This window comes from Chitinophaga sp. CC14 (assembly GCF_048957795.1).
Taxonomy (GTDB): Bacteria; Bacteroidota; Bacteroidia; order Chitinophagales; family Chitinophagaceae; genus Chitinophaga; species Chitinophaga ginsengisegetis.
In genome coordinates this window covers 1,887,390-1,908,240 of record NZ_JARBFY010000005.1, presented here as the reverse complement: position 1 = coordinate 1,908,240, position 20,851 = coordinate 1,887,390, and the positions used below count along the sequence as shown (strand labels likewise).

Annotated in this window: 19 protein-coding genes and 3 tRNA genes; 13 read left to right on the top strand and 9 right to left on the bottom strand. The window is 45.9% G+C overall.

Annotation, left to right across the window (positions count from 1 at the left end; translation table 11 throughout):
* Window positions 1–147: 147 nt before the first annotated feature.
* Window positions 148–231: transfer RNA gene (locus PV783_RS27135), tRNA-Leu, on the bottom strand.
* A gap of 81 nt (window positions 232–312) precedes the next feature.
* A complete protein-coding gene (locus tag PV783_RS27130) occupies window positions 313–1,461 on the bottom strand; it encodes a sensor histidine kinase (RefSeq protein WP_079470367.1) in 1,149 nt (382 codons plus the stop codon).
* Window positions 1,462–1,579: 118 nt separating this feature from the next.
* Between PV783_RS27130 and PV783_RS27125 the strand changes: the two genes are divergently transcribed.
* The 5 genes from PV783_RS27125 to PV783_RS27105 all read left to right on the top strand — a co-directional run bounded on the left by PV783_RS27125 (window position 1,580) and on the right by PV783_RS27105 (window position 4,703).
* Window positions 1,580–2,599, top strand: coding sequence for a glycosyltransferase family 2 protein (locus tag PV783_RS27125; RefSeq protein WP_336386797.1), 1,020 nt, complete (start codon window positions 1,580–1,582; stop codon window positions 2,597–2,599).
* A 106-nt stretch (window positions 2,600–2,705) separates the two neighbouring features.
* Window positions 2,706–2,906, top strand: coding sequence for a hypothetical protein (locus PV783_RS27120; protein WP_079470365.1), 201 nt, complete (start codon window positions 2,706–2,708; stop codon window positions 2,904–2,906).
* A gap of 166 nt (window positions 2,907–3,072) precedes the next feature.
* Window positions 3,073–4,299: a PepSY-associated TM helix domain-containing protein gene (locus PV783_RS27115; protein ID WP_420990331.1), complete on the top strand. Its 1,227-nt coding sequence runs from the start codon at window positions 3,073–3,075 to the stop codon at window positions 4,297–4,299.
* A gap of 228 nt (window positions 4,300–4,527) precedes the next feature.
* Window positions 4,528–4,603: transfer RNA gene (locus PV783_RS27110), tRNA-Gly, on the top strand.
* A 27-nt stretch (window positions 4,604–4,630) separates the two neighbouring features.
* Window positions 4,631–4,703 (top strand) — tRNA-Gly (locus tag PV783_RS27105).
* Window positions 4,704–4,773: 70 nt separating this feature from the next.
* On the opposite strand, the gene PV783_RS27100 is transcribed toward PV783_RS27105, so the two are convergent.
* Both PV783_RS27100 and PV783_RS27095 read right to left on the bottom strand, forming a co-directional pair.
* Window positions 4,774–5,943, bottom strand: coding sequence for a hypothetical protein (locus PV783_RS27100; RefSeq protein ID WP_420990330.1), 1,170 nt, complete (start codon window positions 5,941–5,943; stop codon window positions 4,774–4,776).
* Entirely contained in the window at window positions 5,930–6,910 is a 981-nt protein-coding gene (locus tag PV783_RS27095; RefSeq protein WP_079470362.1) for a DUF2157 domain-containing protein, read from the bottom strand. Before PV783_RS27095 ends, PV783_RS27100 begins: the two co-directional genes overlap by 14 nt.
* Before the next feature lie 119 nt (window positions 6,911–7,029).
* On the opposite strand from PV783_RS27095, the gene PV783_RS27090 reads away from it, so the two are divergent.
* Complete coding sequence (locus PV783_RS27090) at window positions 7,030–7,902, top strand: SMP-30/gluconolactonase/LRE family protein (RefSeq protein ID WP_420990329.1); 873 nt, start codon at window positions 7,030–7,032, stop codon at window positions 7,900–7,902.
* A gap of 183 nt (window positions 7,903–8,085) precedes the next feature.
* On the top strand, window positions 8,086–8,379 hold the full coding sequence (locus tag PV783_RS27085) for a GNAT family N-acetyltransferase (RefSeq protein ID WP_159454320.1): 294 nt from the start codon (window positions 8,086–8,088) through the stop codon (window positions 8,377–8,379).
* A gap of 138 nt (window positions 8,380–8,517) precedes the next feature.
* Here the strand turns inward: PV783_RS27085 and PV783_RS27080 are convergent, their stop codons facing one another.
* The gene (locus tag PV783_RS27080; RefSeq protein WP_420990328.1) at window positions 8,518–9,018 is read right to left on the bottom strand and encodes an OmpH family outer membrane protein; all 501 of its coding nucleotides are present in this window, start codon (window positions 9,016–9,018) and stop codon (window positions 8,518–8,520) included.
* A 414-nt stretch (window positions 9,019–9,432) separates the two neighbouring features.
* On the opposite strand from PV783_RS27080, the gene PV783_RS27075 reads away from it, so the two are divergent.
* The 4 genes from PV783_RS27075 (at window position 9,433) to PV783_RS27060 (ending at window position 14,032) form a co-directional block, all read left to right on the top strand.
* On the top strand, window positions 9,433–10,008 hold the full coding sequence (locus PV783_RS27075) for an RNA polymerase sigma-70 factor (RefSeq protein ID WP_111577676.1): 576 nt from the start codon (window positions 9,433–9,435) through the stop codon (window positions 10,006–10,008).
* Between the two features lie 10 nt (window positions 10,009–10,018).
* Window positions 10,019–10,996, top strand: coding sequence for a FecR family protein (locus tag PV783_RS27070; RefSeq protein ID WP_420990327.1), 978 nt, complete (start codon window positions 10,019–10,021; stop codon window positions 10,994–10,996).
* A 15-nt stretch (window positions 10,997–11,011) separates the two neighbouring features.
* Window positions 11,012–12,820, top strand: coding sequence for an STN and carboxypeptidase regulatory-like domain-containing protein (locus PV783_RS27065; protein WP_420990326.1), 1,809 nt, complete (start codon window positions 11,012–11,014; stop codon window positions 12,818–12,820).
* A 72-nt stretch (window positions 12,821–12,892) separates the two neighbouring features.
* The gene (locus PV783_RS27060; protein ID WP_420990325.1) at window positions 12,893–14,032 is read left to right on the top strand and encodes a hypothetical protein; all 1,140 of its coding nucleotides are present in this window, start codon (window positions 12,893–12,895) and stop codon (window positions 14,030–14,032) included.
* A gap of 46 nt (window positions 14,033–14,078) precedes the next feature.
* Here the strand turns inward: PV783_RS27060 and PV783_RS27055 are convergent, their stop codons facing one another.
* The gene (locus tag PV783_RS27055; RefSeq protein WP_420990324.1) at window positions 14,079–14,948 is read right to left on the bottom strand and encodes a hypothetical protein; all 870 of its coding nucleotides are present in this window, start codon (window positions 14,946–14,948) and stop codon (window positions 14,079–14,081) included.
* Between the two features lie 61 nt (window positions 14,949–15,009).
* Window positions 15,010–15,870: a helix-turn-helix domain-containing protein gene (locus PV783_RS27050; RefSeq protein ID WP_420990323.1), complete on the bottom strand. Its 861-nt coding sequence runs from the start codon at window positions 15,868–15,870 to the stop codon at window positions 15,010–15,012.
* Window positions 15,871–15,955: 85 nt separating this feature from the next.
* On the opposite strand from PV783_RS27050, the gene PV783_RS27045 reads away from it, so the two are divergent.
* Together PV783_RS27045 and PV783_RS27040 are read left to right on the top strand one after the other, a co-directional pair.
* Complete coding sequence (locus PV783_RS27045; RefSeq protein ID WP_079470353.1) at window positions 15,956–16,375, top strand: hypothetical protein; 420 nt, start codon at window positions 15,956–15,958, stop codon at window positions 16,373–16,375.
* A gap of 192 nt (window positions 16,376–16,567) precedes the next feature.
* A complete protein-coding gene (locus tag PV783_RS27040; RefSeq protein WP_420990322.1) occupies window positions 16,568–19,105 on the top strand; it encodes a phosphocholine-specific phospholipase C in 2,538 nt (845 codons plus the stop codon).
* A gap of 53 nt (window positions 19,106–19,158) precedes the next feature.
* Here PV783_RS27040 and PV783_RS27035 read toward each other — a convergent pair whose 3' ends face one another.
* Window positions 19,159–19,851 (bottom strand): hypothetical protein, encoded by a 693-nt coding sequence (locus tag PV783_RS27035; RefSeq protein WP_420990321.1) that lies wholly within the window; start codon window positions 19,849–19,851, stop codon window positions 19,159–19,161.
* Window positions 19,851–20,849, bottom strand: coding sequence for a glycosyltransferase (locus tag PV783_RS27030; protein ID WP_336386807.1), 999 nt, complete (start codon window positions 20,847–20,849; stop codon window positions 19,851–19,853). Before PV783_RS27030 ends, PV783_RS27035 begins: the two co-directional genes overlap by 1 nt.
* Window positions 20,850–20,851 lie beyond the last annotated feature (2 nt).

The window sequence follows — 20,851 nt, the reverse complement described above, 5'->3', positions numbered from 1 at the left end:
AAACCACTGTCAGAAGAATCTGAACAGTGGTTCGAGAATTTTAGGATTCGTGTAGTGCTGCTTTGACATGTTCAATTGATTTCTGTTTACCTTTTTTCAATTGACGCTCCGCAAAGCTGCCACAGTAATAACTAATCCTTTTAGTTGTGCGAAGGAGGAGATTCGAACTCCCAAGCCCTTTCAGGCACTACCACCTCAAAGTAGCGCGTCTACCAATTTCGCCACCTTCGCATCTGGTAGAATGGGGTGCAAAAATAATGGCTTTTTTAAAATAAGCAAATTTTTTTATTCATATTTTACTGAAAAGGGTTGTTATTTCCGTAATAGGATCCGGAAAGTGGTGCCTTTATTTATTTCGGACGACTTCACATACAGCCGGCCGCGGTGGTATTCTTCAATGATCCGTTTGGCCAGTGACAGGCCCAGGCCCCATCCCCGCTTTTTGGTGCTGAATCCGGGTTTGAACACTTTTTCGAAGCTCAGTTTAGGGATGCCTTTACCGGTGTCGGCTACATCGATGGTGATAAAAGTAGGGTGGTTTTCTATGGTGATATCAATCTTTCCTTTTCCTTCCATCGCATCAAGGGCATTTTTTAATAAGTTTTCCACAACCCAGTCGAAAAGCGGGGGAGAAAACATGGCAGGCAGCTCTTCTTCCGCGCTGTGAACCGTGAGTATCACCTTCTGGGGCGCCCGTTTGCGGATGTAATTGGTCATATTTTCTATTTGTGCCACGATGTCTTTCTCTTCCAGTTTTGGAACGCTTCCTATTTTAGAGAAACGGTCGGTGATCAGCTTCAGGCGGTCTACATCTTTGGAGAGTTCTGTTACGATGGTGGCATTGGCTTCATTGTCGCGGAGAATTTCCAGCCAGGCTTCCATAGAGGAGAGGGGCGTGCCCAGCTGATGGGCTGTTTCTTTGGCCAGTCCTACCCACACCTGGTTTTGGGTGGCGCGGTTGGTGCTGGACAGGGCAAAGAGTACTATGGCAATGAAAAGGGTCACCACTATCAGCTGAATGTACGGGTAGTAGCGGATCTGCCGGAGAATCAGCGAATCGCCGTAGTAGATGTAGTTATATAGTTTCTGTTTGGAATCCACTTCCATGATAAACGGCGGATGTTGCTTTTTAAATGCCTGCAGTTCGTTGTTCAGGAAGTGGGGGTCCTGCATAATGCGCATGGAGTCGAGGTTGCGGCTATCCAGGATCTTACCGGTTTCGTCGGTTAATATCAGCGGGATGGTGGTATTGTTGGTAACGATGTCTACTGCCAGGTTAAGGTTGGCTTCGGAACTTGCCCGCAGGAGTTCGCGGTTGGCTTCCACCCAGGTAGCAACTTTTTTTCTTTCTTCCTCCTGAATGTTCCGGGATAAATTACTTACAAACCAGATAGTAGTGCCTATGATGAGCACTGCTATGGAGGCCAGTACAAACTTCCAACCGATATACTGTTTAAACATACTTCTAATTTAAGCCTTATTCGACTTACCTGAATCTGTAATGATTCGCAAATATTAGAATCCTTTGTTGCATATTTGCATCTCAAAAATAATTGTTCACGCATAAACGTAATTGCCGTTGTCCGTATTGCCATCAGTAGCAGTTGTTATTTTAAATTGGAATGGGAGATCTTTTCTGGAAAAGTTCCTGCCGTCTGTTTGCCGTTCTACCTACGGCAACCTGCAGCTGGTGCTGGCCGATAATGCCTCTACGGACGACAGTGTGGCTTTTGTGGCGGCGCATTACCCGCAGATCCGGATTATCCGGAATCCCCGGAATGATGGGTTTGCCGGCGGGTACAATGATGCCCTGCAACATGTGCAGGCCGACATTTACGTGCTGCTTAACCAGGACGTAGAGGTGGAACCGGGCTGGATAGAGCCGGTAGTGGCGCTCATGCAGCAGGATACGAAGATAGCTGCCTGTCAGCCTAAAATGAGGGCTTACAAAGACCCCGACGAATTTGAATATGCAGGGGCAGCCGGTGGCTGGATGGATATCCTGGGCTATACTTTTTGCCGGGGACGGATCCTGTATACCACGGAGAAAGACAACGGGCAATATGACGATGTAAAGGACATTTTCTGGGCAACCGGGGCGGCATTGTTTATCCGTTCGGCCTGTTATCACCAGGTGGGGGGCTTCGACCGCGATTTTTTTGCGCATATGGAAGAAGTGGACCTCTGCTGGCGGCTGCAAAGAGCGGGTTACCGCATTTGTTACTGTCCTGATTCCAGGGTGTTTCACGTAGGAGGCGGGAGCTTACCACAGGGGAATCCCCGCAAGCTGTACCTGAACTTCAGGAATAACCTGATGATGCTGTGGAAAAACCTGCATAGTGAAGACCGCTGGATTGTGCTGGTACAACGCTTTTTCCTGGATATACTCGCGGGCGTAAAAAGCCTGGTAGCAGGAAAACCAAAGGATATGGCGGCTATTTACCGTGCCTATAAGGATTATTATCGCTGGCGGAGGACTTATGTGAAGAAAGATGATCTGCCGGAAATGAAGCTGATGAAAATGAGTGGTGTGTTTCACGGTATTATGATCTGGCGCTATTACTTTCTCGGACACAAACATTTTTCTGAATTGATTTAAGCAGCGGTAATCTCCGGGGGAAGTTTCTTATCTCACAAAATTACCAGCTATGAAAATTCGAAAATTTCAAAATATTATGTAGGTTTGCACCGGAAATAAACTGATTATGGAACAGAATACAGTAGAAAATAAATACGACATCACCTTAGACAAGGTTTCCCGTTCCCGCTGGCTTTTTTACGTACAATTGTTTTGTATGGTAGCCTTCATCCTGGGAGTTAGCTACGGGCTTTACGCACATAGATACAAGGGCAAGCCGGAAGTAAAGGTGCAGGAAAGCTCGCTGTACAATCCAAAATATAAATAAGCCACGGCTTAAACATAATTATCCAGCCTCCACCGGTTTTCCGGTGGAGGCTTTTTTTATGCCTTTCCGTTTTGCGTAAATAAAATTCCCGATCCGATCAGCTTTTCTGACCATTTGAATCGACTTTTGTATCTCCGGCATGATATCTACCGGTAGGTGTTAGTATATGTTTAAACGGACGGATAAGTTAAAGAAGAAACAGCATAAGTCGCTGTTCAGGATAGTTGTGGATAAGCTGCATCTCTGGCTGGGGCTGGGGGCTGGCATTATTGTGCTTATTATCAGCATTACCGGCTGTTTGTTTGTTTTTCAGAAAGAAGTGAACGATTATTATTATCGTAAAATATTATATGTTACCCCGGAAAATACGCCCTTACGCCCGGTAAGCGAACTGAAAAAGACTGCGCAGGCCGCCCTGGGACCTGATAAACCGGCGATGAGCATCACTACTTACGCCAGGCCGGACATGGCCTGGGAGTTTATGGCTTATAAAGGCAACGATACTGCACTAACCTATTTTGGCACATTGGAATATTATGAATCTGTGCTGGTGAACCCTTACACCGGAAAGGTGACCGGAAGGATCGACTATAAGTACAATTTCTTTTCCATTGTAAAAGGCATCCACTGGAGTCTTTTGCTGAATGATAAGTACGGGCAAACCATTGTAGGCTGGAGCACGCTCATTTTTGTGGTCCTGATGATCACCGGGTTGATCATGTGGTGGCCAAAGAAATGGAACAAAGCCAACCGCGATAAGAGCTTTAAAATAAAATGGAAAGCAGGCTTCAAAAGAGTGAACTACGACCTGCACAATGTACTGGGCTTTTATGCTATGATCATTGCATTGGTAATTGCCTTTACCGGTATGGTGTGGGCATTTACATGGTTTCAGACCACGGTATATGTAGTGGCTTCCCGCAGCATTACTCCTCCTGATGTAAAACAATATGAATCTGCCAAAACAGCTGCACAGCTGAGCCAGGATCCGCTGGATATCGCTTACAGCAAGGCATTGCCTATACTGAAAGATGCAAAGCGCATATTCATTGCCCCGGCGTTTGGTGAAACCGGGGTGAACACTATCAGCGGAAATAAAGGAGAGGAAACCTATTATGGTTCGGATAATCTTACGTTTGACCAGTACAGCGGTGAGTTGCTGGGTAGAAGGAACGACTCGCATAAAAATGCGGGAGAGCGGTTAATAGACATGAACTATGATATCCATGTGGGCGCTATCGCCGGACTGCCCGGAAAGATCCTGGCCTTCATCATCAGCCTGATCTGCGCATCGTTACCGGTAACGGGTTTTTATGTGTGGTGGGGTAAAAGAAAGAAGTCGAAAAAGAAACCGGTAGTGATCCGTGCATCTGCTGTACCGAGCACAATGTAAATAAAAAGTGTTACTTATTTTTCTGCTGAAATGCTTTTCCCTGCTGTGTTCCAGCAAGTTGCTGTATACAGCAGCGTAAAAAATATTCGAAAAAGTTTCAAAAAAAATTTTGTGTTTTCAGTCCGTTTCCTATCTTTGCAATCCCAACGAAAACGCCACGGGGCAAAGCAAACGAAAGAATGCGGTTCGAAAGGAAGAGTTCTTAAAATAAGAAAGTTTTTAATACCTGCGAAAGTAGCTCATTTGGTAGAGCACGACCTTGCCAAGGTCGGGGTGGCCGGTTCGAGCCCGGTCTTTCGCTCCAGTTTTTTATAAAGTTCTTAATACATCTGCGAAAGTAGCTCATTTGGTAGAGCACGACCTTGCCAAGGTCGGGGTGGCCGGTTCGAGCCCGGTCTTTCGCTCTAAAGCCTGACTGATCATTTCAGTCAGGCTTTTTTTATGCGCGGAAGCGAAAGCCCTCCGCGCCTTTGGTTAATATCCTCCGCTTGCTCCGCCACCGCCACCGGTACCGCCGCCAAACTGCACATCATTACCGGCAGGCTGTGTACCCGGTACATATGTTTGCGCAATGATCAGCGACTCCAGCCTTAATTTGTCTGCCAGGGAAGGATCTTCCGGCTCTGCATAAGTGAAGCCATGCTTCGGTTCTTTCAGGTGACGGATCAGTGCCCAGGCGCCTACGGTGAGTGCCAGGCCGCCAATTACCATTGCCGTTTCCAACGGAAGCACGCTGTGATAGTAACGGATGGTAAATACAATGGCAGCCAGTAATATCATACCCGTACGCAGCAGCACAGCATCTTTTTTCCGGATACCCAGGTAGAGATATACCACCGGAATAACGGCTGTATAGATCCAGAAGAATATCGCACCCGGAATGCTTTGTCCATCCTGCAGCTGCAAATCAAACATCTCATTACTCACCTCTCTCACTACGAAATAATTACCCGCCAGGTAAAGCGTGAGTAACGACAGTACCGATACAATCGTCAGGCAATGTTTATAATGCCTGCTGCTATGATAGGCCGATATTTTTTTTGCCGCAATGTATACGGTAATAGAGATAAACATGATAAGAAACGGCACAATGGTTTTGGCAACAGGCCCCAGTTTGATAGCCACTGTGAATATAAAACCCAGGAAAGCCAGGTATGCTACACCCGCTATCATCATATCTGCAAAGCGCAAAGTTGCCAGCACGGTAACTATACAAACCACCAAACAGACAGTAGAAGCAGAGATATGACCTACAATTACCATGCTGCTGCAAATGAGCAGTATAGCGCCCCATAACAGGGCATCATCAACTCCTGCGCGGAATAACTTCTTCTCGCGGATAAATATTTCCAGGATACCATAACATACCAGTCCGGCGAAAATACAAAGACCCGCAAATCCATCTTCATTACGCAGCATATCCATTGCCATGAGCGACAATAAGCCAAGCGAAAACGAGATAATAACAACCGTAAGAATAAACAATCCGATTTTAATCACGGGATTGGGTGTATAGAAATTTACCGGGTGTGCCGCTTCAATTGCTTTGTAGGTGGGTACGGTGATACAGTTTTTCCGCAGTGCTTTTTCTGCTTCCTCCTGTATTTCAAGATTATCGAGTGTTTGGGAATTATACGCTAGCATGTTTGATTTTTTTGTTGAGGCTGATCAATAATACAATTACGCCAATGGCAGAACCGATGAAGTATAGCAATCCGAGATATACGCCGCCGATATCGTTTGTTGTAATAAGTAAACGCACTACGGCAATACTCAAAGCGATATATCCATATAAAACAGTGATCAGTACAAAGTAGAAAGACCGTTCCCTGAATGCTTCTTTGAAAATAAAGAAACCAATAACCGCCATAAATGCGAACCAGGCTAACCAACCTGCATCATATACACACATGCCGGCTACACAGGCAATAAAAATGATATGCGCACCAAAGTTCTGGTAGGTAAAAGCAAAGTGTTTTTTCAGATTTTTTCTGGCAGATATAAATGCCAGCAGCAACAGGAGTCCTCCCAGTATCACGCCGGTATAAATAAGCTGTACGCTGCCGAAATCATTGGCGGATAATAACTGGAAAGGCGTTACTGCAATACCCATCCAGGCGGCGAGGTTGGTGATAGCCATCGACAGTACACCCAGGTGATCGAAGTAATACGCGCTCACGGTGAGTACAGCCAGCGGGATAAAAGTGGCCAGTCCGTACGCAGTGCCAAATGCCGTGTACTGAAACTGGAGATAACCCACAAACGTAACGAACGTGAGACAGCCTAACAGTAACGCATAATCGAAAAAGGCATTGGGCGAGTTTACTTTTGCCCATGAAAACGGCGCTTTTTTCCGGATACAATAACTAAAGCAACCGGCGCAGATCACACCAATAATCAAAAGGATTACCTGGTGACCAATAGTATCGATATTTTTATAGATCAGGATACCCAAACCACCACTCAGCAGTAGTACGCCGAGGTAGAGTAGTGTTTTTATTTCCCAGTGGAGGGAGAATAGCTGCTGATCTTCCGCAGTTTTTACTGCCGTAAGCTCCGCATCATTTATCAGTGCTGCTGCGCGGAGTTTTTCAAATACTTTGATGTTCATAGATGGAGTTAAAGTAGTTGGAATTAACAATCGTTACCCGCTGCAATATACAATATCAGCGCACAAAACTATATATTGTGGTATACGGAAATGATTCGCAGTAAATCCACCGCACGAGCATGAAAACATACCAGGCTTCCATATTGTCAACATTAACTTGTGAATTAGGCGAAGGCGCTTGCTGGTGGCCCGAAAGAAGCAGCTGGTGCTGGGTGGATATCCTGGGCTTTACGATTTATATACGCAACCTGAATGGCCATCAGCAACAGTTTGACACCGGTAACTATGTAACTACGCTGGTGCCGGTGGCGGGCAGGAATGAGCTGTTGGTGGGGTTGAAAGACGGTATTGCCTTTTTTTCACCGGAGCACGGACTGGGCAAACGTATCGCTGTGCTGGAAGAACGCAGCAACGTGCGTTGCAACGATGGTAAATGTGATCCTGCGGGGCGGCTGTGGATCGGTACCATGCAGATGCCGGCGGATGAAGGAACGGGCAACCTGTATTGTATCAGCGGGTCTGCGGCGCCTGTATTGAAACTGGCTGGCGTAACCATCTCAAACGGGTTGGTGTGGAAAGGGGATAAAATGTATTACAACGATACGCATACCCGTACGGTGCAGGAGTTCAGTTATGATGAATCCAGTGGTGCTATTGCCTTTACAAGGGTAGCCGTACGTATTCCGCCGGAACTGGGATGGCCGGATGGCATGGCGATAGACAGCGGGGGGATGTTGTGGGTTGCCCACTGGGGCGGTTATGGCGTATATTGCTGGAACCCTGAAACGGGTGAATTGCTGGGAAAAGTGGCCGTGCCGGCGCCGCATGTATCTTCATGTGCTTTTGGCGGCCCGGATATGGATGAACTGCTGATTACAACCGCCCGGGAGCACATGACAGCTGAACAGGTAGCTGAATATCCCCTTAGTGGCAGTGTGTTTCACGTAAAGCTTCCAGTTAAAGGCTTACCTGCCAACTACTTTAAGTATTAATTATTTTTACATATTATTGTTTCACGGTTTTCTGCTATATTATTAGTATATTTGCAGACGGAATCAGCTTTTTCAGGGTATTTTAATACCATTCGTACTATCTTATTTCAACTTCCCTTTGCATAAGATACTTCCCTTTAGTATGCTACCGCTAGAAACATCATGTAAAAAATAATTATGATCATGAAGGATTTTAAAATTATTGACAACAAAGAGGCCAGGCAGTTTGAGGCGCATATCGCCGGACAGATGGCTAAAGTTATTTACGAAAGAAACGGAAGCCGTATTTTCCTGACTGGTGCAGAAGTGCCGCCGGTATTGGAAAAACAGGGTGTATTACCAATGATGCTGGGAAAAGTAATGGAGGAAATTTCTGCACAGAATATCCGTATGGTGCCTTCCAGCAAAAAAGTGGCAGAATTTGTTCGCAGTAATCCTCAGTGGAAAACGCTGCTGGCGCATGGTTTACACATATAGCTCTTTATTTTACATTTGACATTTAGTTATTTAATTATTTGCCGGCCATCCACATTATCAGAAAATAAGAATGGCGGAAGATTCATCGGACATTGAGACCAGTCAGATAACTAAATAACTAAATATTCAAATGCCCTCTTACCTGATTCCCATCTTCACCTTTACTGCTGACATCAGGTCATCGGCTTCTGCGGATACCAACACCGCGTCTCTGGAGTTATCAATCACCAGCGTATAGCCCTTTTCGTTAGCTACCGCCTTTAATATCTTTTTTGCTTTATCAAGAATAGGAGTCAGTAATTGCTGTTCCCTGGCATTCATGGCCTGCTCAGACATCTCTTTATATTTCTGGATATTGGCTTGCAGCGCTTTGATTTCAGATACTTTCACTTCTTTCAAAGTCTCACTCAACTTACCCTGGGTACTGTCAAATTCAGTTACCTTCTTCGTGTACTCGGCCACCAGCTGCTGCCCGTCGGCATTCAACTTCTCCTGTAAAATATTTAATGAATCTCCTGCCAGTTTACTTTCCGGCATCATGCTGATCATTTGTTGAAAATTGATGTAGCCCGTTTTGGATTGGGCAAAAAGAACAGTACTTGCTAACAGTAACAGGCAAAGTGTACAGATATATTTCATCGGGATAATTTTCACAATAATAATCGTCCAGTTGTGAAATATTCTTTAACACGAATATAAAGTAATGTTAAAGTGACGGGGATTTTGTCTTTTTCAGGATTAAACTTATTTGGCTGATTACCCTGATTTCATTTTATGAACTGTATTTTTTATTGTTTTATTATTTAATTATTTATATGTAATTAGATGTTAATAATTACTTTGTATTAAGTGAAAACATGAGAATAAATGTGATAAGAATAAAATCAGGGTAATCAGCCAAATAAGTTTAATCCTGAAAAAGACAACCTCCGTGTTTAATCCTGAAAAAAAACAATCTCCGCGTAGGGGTAAGTACTTAGAAAGGTGTCGTATAATAAATCAGTTCAATTGGCAGAAGGAATTATATTTGACGTTAGATATCAAACCCTAGGCATGGAATTTATGAATCCGGGTAATACTGCAGCACCGGTAATAGAAAACTCATTAACATTTGAACAGGTTTTTAAAACTCATTTTAAAGGCTTGCACGCATATGCATGTACCTTATTAAAAGACGAAGTGATGGCGGAAGAGATGGTACAGAATGTCTTTTGTAAACTATGGGAAAAATCAGGTGATATAAAAATAAAGCAATCTGTTTCGGGATACCTATACCGGGCGGTGTATCACGAGTGCATTAATTATCTGCGGCACCAGAAAGTGAAAGCTACCCACCAGGCACATACCAAATACCAGATGAGCAATGACCATGATACCGGCAACGCATCCGGAAAAGTAATGCTGCGGGAGCTGGAAGAGAAGCTGGAAAAAGCTTTGATGGCACTACCTGAAAAGTGCCGCACCGTTTTTCAGCTGAGCCGCTTCGAAGAACTGAAATACCAGGAAATAGCAGATCGCCTGGATATCTCTATAAAAACTGTGGAAAATCAGATGGGCAAAGCGTTGCGCTTATTACGACTCAACCTGGTAGATTTTCTGCCCTTGTTATTAATTTTGCTCCACCTGTAAAAGTGCATCCGTGAAAAAAATATCTACACATATAAACGACGACCTGCTGGTAAAGCATCTGCTGGATATCACCACACCATCCGAAAAAGCAGCTGTAACCGCATGGCTGGCAGAAAAGGAGGAGCATCAACGCTACTTTGAACACTTCCGCCTGATATGGGAGGAAAGCCGCAAACTGGCTGCGGTAAGCACCGTGAGTGAAAATGACGCATGGTCGCGCTTCCAGCAACGGGTAGGCACCAACGAAAATACAACCCGCATCGTAAAACTGGATACCGGTATTGCCTGGCGACCTATTCTCCGCATTGCCGCCATACTCATCGTCATGATAGGCGCTGCCGGCGCCTGGTTTATCTCGCAAAACCGCAACACCCCGCTGATCGTAAGCTCAGGGGAGCAAATCAAACAGGACGTTTTGCCGGATGGCTCCCAGGTAACGCTGAATAAGCAATCCACTATCACCTATGCAGGCAACAGAAAACAACGCTCTGTAAAACTGGAAGGGGAAGCATTTTTTAATGTGGCACAGGACCCTGGAAAACCATTCGTGATAAAAGTGAACGATGTAACCGTAACTGTATTGGGTACTTCTTTCAATGTTAAAAGCGTACACGGTAAAACAGAAGTAATTGTGGAAACCGGCGCTGTGGAAGTAACAAAAAACAATAACAGCGTACAACTGAAACAACACGAAAAAGCAGTGGTAACCGAACAACAGGCTGCCCCCAGCAAACAAAGTAATACAGATGAATTGTACAGCTACTACCGCACCCAAACGTTTGTATGCAATAACACGCCTTTATGGAAACTGGTGGAGATCCTGAATGAAGCATATGGCGTAAACATCGTTATTGCCAACAATGCTAAACGCGATCTGCAGATTAATTCTACCTTTACCAACAGTTCGCTGGATAGTACTTTAAAAGTAATCGGGCTTACTTATGAGATCGCCGTGGAGAAACAGGGATCACAAATTATACTGAAATAATAGCCTTCGTACTGTATGTTACTACCTAAGCAATTGCTGACATTAATATTTGTTTGTTGTTTTTCATTACCACTGGCTGCCCAGCAGCTACTGAATAAAACCGTTAGCATTGACGTGAAGCAGCGGCCACTTTCGGAAGTGCTCACCACCATCAGCAAACAAGGCAATTTTTATTTCTCGTATCTCAGTACCATCCTTCCACAAGACAGCCTGGTAAGCATCTCTGTAAAAAACAAAAGTGTAAAACAGGTACTTGATATTTTATTCAACGGTGATTTTTTATATAAAGAATCGGGGAACTATATTATCCTTTTAAAAAAATCATCGGGACAAGTATACTATCTGATCAGCGGGGTGGTCACGGACCGGAAAACAGGTCAACGGCTACCCAATGCCAGTGTGTATGAACGACAGCAACTCATTTCTACCCTAACAAACAACGACGGTTACTTCAGGCTGCGGTTAAAGGATAAATATCCTACCGCAGCCATCAGTGTTAATAAGGACCTCTATGCAGATACCTCCCTGTTACTCACTGCCGGTTACGACCAGGAAATCGCGGTAAGTATTGCCCCTGCTACTTATCAGCTGAAAGTGGTGGATATCACCGGGCACCCACATGTGGAAAAAACCTGGTTCGGCGGCATGTTTTTATCTTCCCGTCAGAAGTTAACCAGTTTGAACATCGGCGCTTTCCTGGCTGACAAGCCTTACCAGGTGTCGCTCACGCCGGGCCTGGGTACTCACGGCAGGATGAGCGGACAGGTAGTGAATAAATTTTCGGTGAACATGCTCGGCGGCTACGCCGCAGGTGTAGATGGCTTGGAAATAGGCACCGTTTTCAACATCGTGAAAAATGATATGCAGCATGTACAGATCGCGGGCATGGTGAATATAGTGGGTGGAAAAACCAAAGGGGTGCAGCTGGCGGGTTTTCACAATAACGTACTGGACTCTATGAAAGGCGTACAGGTAGCTGGTATCAGCAATATTACAGAAGGTAATATGGAAGGAGTGCAACTCACCGGCGCCATCGGCCAGGTGTACGGCAATATTAAAGGCGTATCCATACAGGGCATCGCCGGCGTTACACGTGGCAATACGCAGGGCTGGCAGGTAGCGGGCGCGCTCAACTACAATGGTAAAAACCTCGACGGGTTGCAACTGAGCGGCATTGCCAATTACAACGGAAAAGATGCGCAGGGTATGCAGCTCGCGGGCGGTGGAAATATCAACCGCGGTGTGATGAAAGGCTTGCAGCTCGCCGCTATTTTTAACTACGCGCGGCAAATGGATGGTGTACAGATTGGCCTGGTAAATATTGCAGATACGGTGAACGGATATAGTATCGGCATCATCAATATTGTGCGGAGAGGTTACAAGAAAGTTGCCATATTCAGTACCGATGTGCTGCCTTTTAATATTGCCTGGAAAGCAGGTCGCAGTGAGCTGTACAGCATCCTGCTGGGTGGCGCCGGCTTTGGCGAAAACAACAAAGCGTGGTCGCTGGGATATGGTGTAGGTAAAATTATTCCGTTTAATAAAACGTTGTCGTTATCCACAGAAATTACCGCGCAGAATATTTTCCTGGGCAGCTGGGAGCGTAATACACAGATCTTCCGTTTGCAACCTTCTCTCAATGTTAAATTATCCAAACGCATCACCTTATTTGCGGGGCCGGCGATGGCGATTTACATCGATGATAAAATAGCGCCTATGCCGGGTTATAAGTCGGTGGACTTTAGCAGGCACTATCCTTCTTTTAACATTGGAAACTCCGTTACTTCCTGGTTGGGATGGCAGGCGGGTATCAGTCTTTTTTAAATTTCATTTCTTCCGCATAGGGGTATAAGTTCTTCAACGTGTCGTTATACAGTACGAAATAACTAACACACCATGAGAATATTTTACTTCAGCAGCCGGATCATTTGTTTCTTTGTTTCCGTTTTATCCTTTGTCACAGCGGCTTATGCGCAAACGCCGCTTACCAGTCCTGCGCATATTGGTTTTGTATACCCTTTGAGCAGCAACGGAAAAAATGCAGCTGCCTATACCAATCATTTTTCATTGCATATCATTGCCGGCGTGTCCAAAGCTGAAACAGGCGCGGCTATCGCAGGCATTTCCAATATCATTAAAGACAACGCTACCGGCGCAGAAATAGCGGCTTTTTCCAATCATATTGGCAAAACGTTTCACGCTGCCACGGTAGCAGGTTTTATGAACCAGGTGAAAACCAGCGCCGATGGCGCTATGGTGGCGGGTTTTCTGAATTTGTCCGGAAGCATGCATGGTGTCCAGATGGCAGGATTCGCCAACCTGGTGCAGCATGATGTGAAAGGCACGCAGGTAGCCGGTTTTATGAATATGGGCGCAAATAATTCACAGGCGCAGGTGGCCGGGTTTACGAATATTGTAAAGAAAGATGCCGGCATACAGATAGCCGGTTTTATGAATAAATCGGAGAACGTGCACACACAGGTGGCTGGTTTTCTGAATATGGCAAAGAAAGTGAAAGGCGTGCAGGTTGGTTTTATTAACATTGCGGACAGCAGTGAATATCCGATTGGAGTGATCAACATCGTGAAAGGCGGCGAAAAGCAGGTAAGTGTGAGCATTGATGAAACTGCTACTACCATCGCGTCTTTCAAATCGGGTGGAAGAATACTATACGGTATCCTCGGGGTGGGATATAACTTTAAGGATAATCCTAATCCGCTGTATGCCCTGCAGGCGGGTATGGGTGCGCATTTCCCGCTGTTATCACATTTCAGGATTAATGCAGAAGCCACGTCGCTGATACTTACCGATTTCAAAAAAGGTTATTATCACCGTCAGTCGCTGGGCATATTTCCAGCCTACCGTTTTGGCAGCAGGGTAGAAGTATTTGCGGGTCCTACGTTTAATGTTGTGCAAACGGAACATGGTGTGGGAGAGGAGCTGAGCAACCATTATATCTGGTCGAAGTATAGGAGCAACAATAAATTTCGCGGCGAATATATTGGCGGTACCGCTGGTGTACAGGTAAGATTGTAATCATTATTTTCAGCGGAGGAAGCGCACTTCCTCCGCTGAAATATTTTTATTTTGAAATATTGTATCTCAATATATTCCCTTCCAGCATAGCGGGTACAATTGCCGCACCAGCGGCATCCAGTGTAAAATCAGCAGGGCCGGCAACCGGTTCCTCATTCAGGGTGGTAACCTTGCCACTGGCCAGATCCAGTTTTAGCAGTATCCCTTTCTTTTCAAAAGCTACCCAGTCGGAAATGATCAGTTGTGTATTATGCGCGGTGAGTGCAATACCATCATAATAACCCGGCCGGCTGGTGAGTGGTTTGAATACTTTTTCCGTTGCAGCCATATCAATATAACCAATTTGTCCATCCGGTTTATTATCACCGCCAAATCCGCATACATACAGCTTTTTAGTGTGGGCGTCGTAAACCACGCCATTGGTACCTTTTATGGGATTGGTGTATACCAGTTCTTCCATGCGTGGATGTTTACTGAGATGTACCAGGAAGAGTTTATTTACATCGGTAGCAGAAACCACCAGGGTAGTGTCGTTGATGGCGGCAATATCATTCAGGAAAGCGGTGGCGGGTGCAAAATCTACATTATATAGTTGTGCGCCGGTAACGATGTCGTATCCTTTTACTTTATCGATGTCTGCTACAAAGAGCGTGTGATGCAGGATGAACGCGCCTTTGGGCGCATCCAGCCCTTTTGCCAGGATGCTGCCGTTGCCTTTTTTGTCCATGCGGAAAATGCTGCCGTTACCATCTTTTTTTGTGGGGTTGCCGCCTTCGCCTATGTCTGCGATATAATAGTTGTTGTTGTCGGTGGCCACGCTTTCCGGGGCGTGCATGAATGCGGAGTTATTGAGCTTTTGCTGGGCAAAGGTTTGGCCGGCCATCAGGATGAAAGCCATTACAGATATACGTTTCATAGTTGATGTTATTTTTCATCAAAGGTATATCCGCCGGAGATGGAGCTGTAGCACGAATCGTTCAAAAAATAGCATTTTTGGTTCGTTGTGCGTTTTTTGGGGTGGTGCCGTAAAGTTGCCGGTATTGTTTTATAAAGTAAGATACATTTTCAAAACCGCACTCATAGGCGATTTCATTGACGTTGTTGCGGGAATGCAGCAGGAGTTCCCGTGCATGTTTCAGCCGTTCTTCATTGATCCATTTTTTGGGAGGCGCATCATAGAGGCGGGCAAATTCCCTTTTGAAGCTGCTCAAACTTAGCCCGCACATTTTCGCATATTCTTCGAGGGTAAAAGGCTGGAAGAGATTATTGCGGATGATCAGGGAAATATTTTCCGCACTGTTGTCGAAAAGATGGGACAGGAATGCCCGGACGGTTTCCCGGCATTCGCCGCAAAGCAATAGCAGCAGTACCTCGTGTATTTTTAATTCCAGCAACCGGGTGGTGTGGGTGTTGGGATGCTCCAGGTAATTCAGGATGCTGTTGCGCACCTGTAACAGATCATTTTTACAGGAGATGATTAATGGCAGCGTTGCGTTTGTGGCCGGGGCGGGAGCGCCATCTTCACTGATAAAAGAACGTAGCAGGGTATCATCTATGCACAGTAAAAGCGATTGATAATCGGCGCCATCCGTAATGAAATCGGTCATGAGGTAAACGCCTCTTTTCAGCAATACGAGGTCGCCGGCGTGGGCGATCATGTCTCCTTCCGGGAAATGCATATGTTTGGTGCCCCGGAGAATGAATACCAGGGAGTTTTCTGTAAGAAAACCCTGTTCTTTGCCGGGTTCGTCAGATTGCCTGAACCACGCCACTATTGACTTTCCGGCGTGCTGCAACCGTACATCGGGAATATGTTCAAAGGCTTTTGGATATCGCATTAACATGCCATAAAATTACGGATTAGCATGGAATTATATGTTTATGGCATTGTATTTGGTAAAATGATGTTAAAAGCAACTCAATATGAAAACATGGTTTTACCTGCCGCTGCTGTTACTGGGTTTTATATTGCCCGGTTGCACCAAAACAACTAACGAAGTAGTAATCCCTAACCAGACGATTTTGTTTGAAATAAATCCGGCCGACTGGGGATTTGATAACAATACCGGCGTTTACTTTTATTCCATCCCTGTATCGGAGCTGAATAACGTGAACCAGTTGGATGGTGTGATTGTTTCTATGGCCAGATATGATGCCAACGCTCCAACAGTGGTGCCACAGGCATTTGAATTATTGCCACAGGTGTATAACAATCAATCTTATTTCGTTATCCACGATGATCAGGCAGTAGAGGTGGATATCAAAGGTGTGAACGGCGCTGCATCACAAAAGCCGGCTACCAAAGTGAGAGTGAAAATTGTATTGATACCTTCTGCACAGTAAACCGGCTTTACCATTTCTCAACATACATAAGGCTTCCGTGGAAACGGGCGCCTTTTTTTATTTCCGTTAAGTCAGAACCATAATAATAAAATAACCACCATTCTTCATAGTAAGTGGCATATAGCAAGGGATTTTTACTATTTTCCATCTTTCGTAATCCCTTTACAGTGTACAAGAAAAATTCAACGAATAATGGATAACAGAAGAGATTTTATTAAGAAGGCAGCGTTGCTATCCGGGGCTGCCGGTGTTTTTAGCGCCCTGCCGGCGTCTATCCAGCGGGCAATGGCTATTGACCCTAAGCCGGGTACTACTTTCCTGGATGCAGAGCACATCGTGGTGCTGATGCAGGAGAACCGCTCTTTTGACCACTGTTATGGAACGCTCCGCGGAGTGCGGGGCTACAATGATCCACGTGCCATTCAGCTGCCCAACAAAAACCTGGTATGGCTGCAGAGCAATGCAAAGAATGAAACGTACGCCCCTTTCCGGCTCAACCTGAAGGAAACAAAAGCCACCTGGATGAGCAGCCTGCCGCATTCATGGGGTAACCAGGTAGATGCCCGCAACAACGGTAAATATGATCAGTGGCTGCTGGTAAAGAAATCAGGTAATAAAGACTGGGCGCCTATGCCACTCACACTGGGGTATTATAACCGGGAGGATATTCCGTTTTATTATTCCCTGGCAGATGCCTTTACCGTATGCGATCAGAATTTCTGTTCTTCGTTAACCGGTACAACACCCAACAGGCTTTATCTCTGGACGGGTACCCTGCGCGATGAACAGAAAGCCGATTCCAAAGCCAATGTATGGAATGAAGATGTGGACTATGGCCGGGAGGCACATTGGACCAGTTTCCCCGAACGTCTTGAAGACAACGGCGTTTCCTGGAAAATTTACCAGAATGAAATCAGCGCTGCGGGCCTGGAAGGAGAAAAAGATGGTATGCTGGCCAACTTTACCGATAACCCCATAGAGTGGTTTGCTGCCTATAACGTTCGCTTTGCTGCCGGGCATATTCAATACCTGCAACGCAGAATTAAAGACCTGCCTGCCGAAATAAAAACGCTGGAATCAAAACTGGGCAGTACTTCCGGGGAAGAAACCACCAAGCTGCAAAAGCAACTGGAACAACGTAAAACGGAACTGGAACGGGCAAAGTCAGACGCAGAAAAATTTACGGCAGCTAATTTTGCGAAATTGCCGCAACGCGCACAAAATCTCCATAATAAAGCATTTACCACCAATATTGCCGATCCTGATTACCACGAACTGGAAACCCTCACCTACAAAGATGGTGGTACGGAAAGAACGGTACAGGTGCCGAAGGGCGACATCCTGCATCAGTTCAGAACAGATGTAAATGAAGGCAAGCTGCCAACTATTTCCTGGCTGGTGGCGCCGGGCGAGTTTTCTGATCACCCCGGATCGCCGTGGTATGGCGCCTGGTATGTATCTGAAGTGCTGGATATCCTGACCCGCCAGGAAGAGGTATGGAAAAAGACCATCTTCATTTTATGTTATGATGAGAATGATGGCTACTTCGACCACGTACCTCCGTTTACCGCACCGCATAAACCCGGCACCGGCAAGGTATCTGCAGGAATTGATACCGGTATTGAATATGTAACACGCGAGGAAGAAGAAGCAAAGAAATATCTCAGCGCAGATGAAATCCGGGAAAGCCCTATCGGGTTGGGTTACCGTGTGCCATTGGTGATAGCATCGCCCTGGAGCCGCGGTGGCTATGTAAATTCGCAGGTATGCGACCATACTTCCATCCTGCAGTTGATGGAACATTTCCTGCAACACAAAACGGGAAAGCCTATCAAAGAAACGAACATATCTGCCTGGCGCCGTACGGTGTGCAGTGATCTTACTTCCGTATTCCGTCCTTTTAACGGGGAAAAAATCTCCGTGCCCTTCCCGGAAAGGAACGAGTTTATTGAAACGATCTACAATGCGAAGTTCAAGAAGCTGCCGGATGAATTCAAGCTGCTCACCGCGGAGGAAATTGCAAAGATCAATGCCAACCCCGCCGCCGCAGAGTGGATGCCACAGCAGGAGAAAGGTACCCGTGTTTCCAATGCATTGCCTTATGAATTGTACGTTGGAGGAAAACTGGGAGCGGATAAGCAATCATTTGAAATAAGTTTTGAGGCCGCCAGCAAGGTGTTTGGCAACCGGGCAGCCGGCGCTCCATTCAATGTATATGCACCCGGCAAATACCTGCGGGAAACCACCCAAACAATGGAGCCGGTAAGAACCTGGTCGTATGCCGTGAAGGCCGGCGACCAGTTGAAAGATGCCTGGCCACTGACGGCTTTTGAAAACGCGCACTATCACCTGAGAGTATACGGCCCCAATGGCTTTTACCGTGAATTCACCGGCGCAGCCAATGATCCGCAGGTGGAAATACAATGCAGCTATCAGCGGAGTCTTACCAACAGTAAGAAACTGACTGGCAACGTGGAACTTAAACTGGTGAACCACGGTACACAACCGGCCACTTTTACCATCACCGACCTGGGATATAACAAGGGCGTACTGAAGAAAACAGTAGCCGCACGCACCACCGCCACGTTGGTAATAGACCTGGCTAAAAGCCACGGCTGGTACGATTTTTCCGTGAAAGCCACCGGTAGCGATGTATTTGCGCAGCGTTATGCCGGCAGGGTGGAAACCGGGAAGGAAAGCATCAGCGACCCGGTGATGGGAAGAGTATAATATTTATTTACAACGATAGGAAAGAAGGCGTCTCATTAGTATGAGGCGCCTTTTTATTGTTCTACTGGAGGCGATTGTTTTTTGTCCGTTAGCTTCAAACGAAGTTTGGTAAGTAAAGGCAATATTGATTTGCACTTCTTTATAAAGCGCTGCGACAAATCGTGCCGCGACAGGAAGGCATGGTAAATACGGTCGTTGTAGGTAGTGCCGTACCCGAATTTATTGTGCTCCGGATGATGCAGGTACCATTGCTCATCTTCGATGTGAGTGGGCCACCAGTATTTTACATTGCCACCACGTCGTATAATCTCTTCCGTTAGATTTTGTCCCGCATCCATATCTTCCGTCATATTCATATCCGGATATCCCAGCTCTTTCAGGTAAGCGGTGGAAATACCAAAGAAGAAGGGGGAAACATACAGGTTTTTTGCGTCGCGCAGGTGATTGGCTGTTTGCGCCGCGCCGGCGATGGTGCGGGGTTCACGAAGATCTTCCAATAGCTCAGATAACCACTCCTTACGTGTGGGCACGCAATCAATATCAAAGAAAATGAGGTAGTCGGTATCTGTAACGGTTCTGCATATATGATTCAGAAAGTCGCCATGGCTGAACTGTTCATCAACAATGTGATGTACCGGCACGCCGAATTTACCAAACACTGCTTTTTGATACCGGGGCACCCTGGGATTTACTTTATGATTATAAAACGAGAATATCTTAAACTGCTTTCTTCTTTCTCTTGCCATCATTTATTATTTAAGAATTTTTTAATTGAGTAGGTCACCTCGTCCTGTTTGCGGGCGAATGGCGACAGGTAGAAGAGTACTTGTCTTTCTGTTGTCAGGTCCCGTTTAGACAAACCTATTCTTGCAAACAATATCCGGATCGGGGTCATAACAAGTAAACGCCACCTGTTTTTATGTTTGTTTTTGTTGTGGAGAAAGAGCGCCCTGTCGTACACGCTCAGCACTTTTGTGGCCTCGCGGATGCCGTCCATCAGGCGGTCCCTGTAATCGATTGTTAATCTTTCTGCCGGTATAAAATGTTTCAGCTTCAGATCTTTATCATAATATAAGGTAAACCCCCACAGGAGCAGGCGTTTGCAGTATTCGAAATCATCGCCGGTGGTAAGTTTTTCGCCATTCCTGCCATTCAGGAGGGAAGGATACCTGTCGTCAAACACCTGGAGGAACAGGGCTCTGCGGGTAATCAGTCCGGCGCCGAGAACAAACCCACGATGGGTTACATCTCCCGATTCTTCTGCGGGGATACCGATGGCATATTTATCTTTATATTCTTCAAACCAGTCGGGATACGCTGCCGAATCTGTTACCGGTACATTTTGTCCGCCTGCCGCACCGATCATTTTATCTTTCAGCATCACCTGCCAGGAAAGATAAACGTAGTTTTTATCCAGCAGGTTATCATCGTCACAAAATATGAGGCATTCATAATTAGCTTCCCTGGCGCCTCTTTTCCGGGCGTACATTTGTCCGCGCGTAAACTCATCCACTATCCTGCACGTAGCATTCACCGGTTTATTTTCCTGCCAGATGGCCCGGGTGCATTCAACCGTGTTATCTGTTGAGGCATTGTTGACCAGTATTATCTCCCAGAAAAAATCTTCCGGCACTACCTGTTCATTCAGATGAGCTAATGTTTGCGGCAGCCGGGAAGCACTGTTATAACAGCAGATAATAACTGAAACGCCTTTGATATTACTTTCCGGAATCTTCCACTTCATGT

Excerpts from the sequence above, each read along its gene's own strand:
- PV783_RS27085 (WP_159454320.1), top strand. The coding sequence starts at position 8,086 with ATGAAGGATTTTAAAATTATTGACAACAAAGAGGCCAGGCAGTTTGAG.
- PV783_RS27040 (WP_420990322.1), top strand. The coding sequence starts at position 16,568 with ATGGATAACAGAAGAGATTTTATTAAGAAGGCAGCGTTGCTATCCGGG.
- PV783_RS27130 (WP_079470367.1), bottom strand. The coding sequence starts at position 1,461 with ATGTTTAAACAGTATATCGGTTGGAAGTTTGTACTGGCCTCCATAGCA.
- PV783_RS27100 (WP_420990330.1), bottom strand. The coding sequence starts at position 5,943 with ATGCTAGCGTATAATTCCCAAACACTCGATAATCTTGAAATACAGGAG.
- PV783_RS27075 (WP_111577676.1), top strand. The coding sequence starts at position 9,433 with ATGGAATTTATGAATCCGGGTAATACTGCAGCACCGGTAATAGAAAAC.
- PV783_RS27120 (WP_079470365.1), top strand. The coding sequence starts at position 2,706 with ATGGAACAGAATACAGTAGAAAATAAATACGACATCACCTTAGACAAG.
- PV783_RS27055 (WP_420990324.1), bottom strand. The coding sequence starts at position 14,948 with ATGAAACGTATATCTGTAATGGCTTTCATCCTGATGGCCGGCCAAACC.
- PV783_RS27035 (WP_420990321.1), bottom strand. The coding sequence starts at position 19,851 with ATGGCAAGAGAAAGAAGAAAGCAGTTTAAGATATTCTCGTTTTATAAT.
- PV783_RS27115 (WP_420990331.1), top strand. The coding sequence starts at position 3,073 with ATGTTTAAACGGACGGATAAGTTAAAGAAGAAACAGCATAAGTCGCTG.
- PV783_RS27090 (WP_420990329.1), top strand. The coding sequence starts at position 7,030 with ATGAAAACATACCAGGCTTCCATATTGTCAACATTAACTTGTGAATTA.
- PV783_RS27095 (WP_079470362.1), bottom strand. The coding sequence starts at position 6,910 with ATGAACATCAAAGTATTTGAAAAACTCCGCGCAGCAGCACTGATAAAT.
- PV783_RS27050 (WP_420990323.1), bottom strand. The coding sequence starts at position 15,870 with ATGCGATATCCAAAAGCCTTTGAACATATTCCCGATGTACGGTTGCAG.
- PV783_RS27030 (WP_336386807.1), bottom strand. The coding sequence starts at position 20,849 with ATGAAGTGGAAGATTCCGGAAAGTAATATCAAAGGCGTTTCAGTTATT.
- PV783_RS27065 (WP_420990326.1), top strand. The coding sequence starts at position 11,012 with ATGTTACTACCTAAGCAATTGCTGACATTAATATTTGTTTGTTGTTTT.
- PV783_RS27080 (WP_420990328.1), bottom strand. The coding sequence starts at position 9,018 with ATGAAATATATCTGTACACTTTGCCTGTTACTGTTAGCAAGTACTGTT.
- PV783_RS27045 (WP_079470353.1), top strand. The coding sequence starts at position 15,956 with ATGAAAACATGGTTTTACCTGCCGCTGCTGTTACTGGGTTTTATATTG.
- PV783_RS27060 (WP_420990325.1), top strand. The coding sequence starts at position 12,893 with ATGAGAATATTTTACTTCAGCAGCCGGATCATTTGTTTCTTTGTTTCC.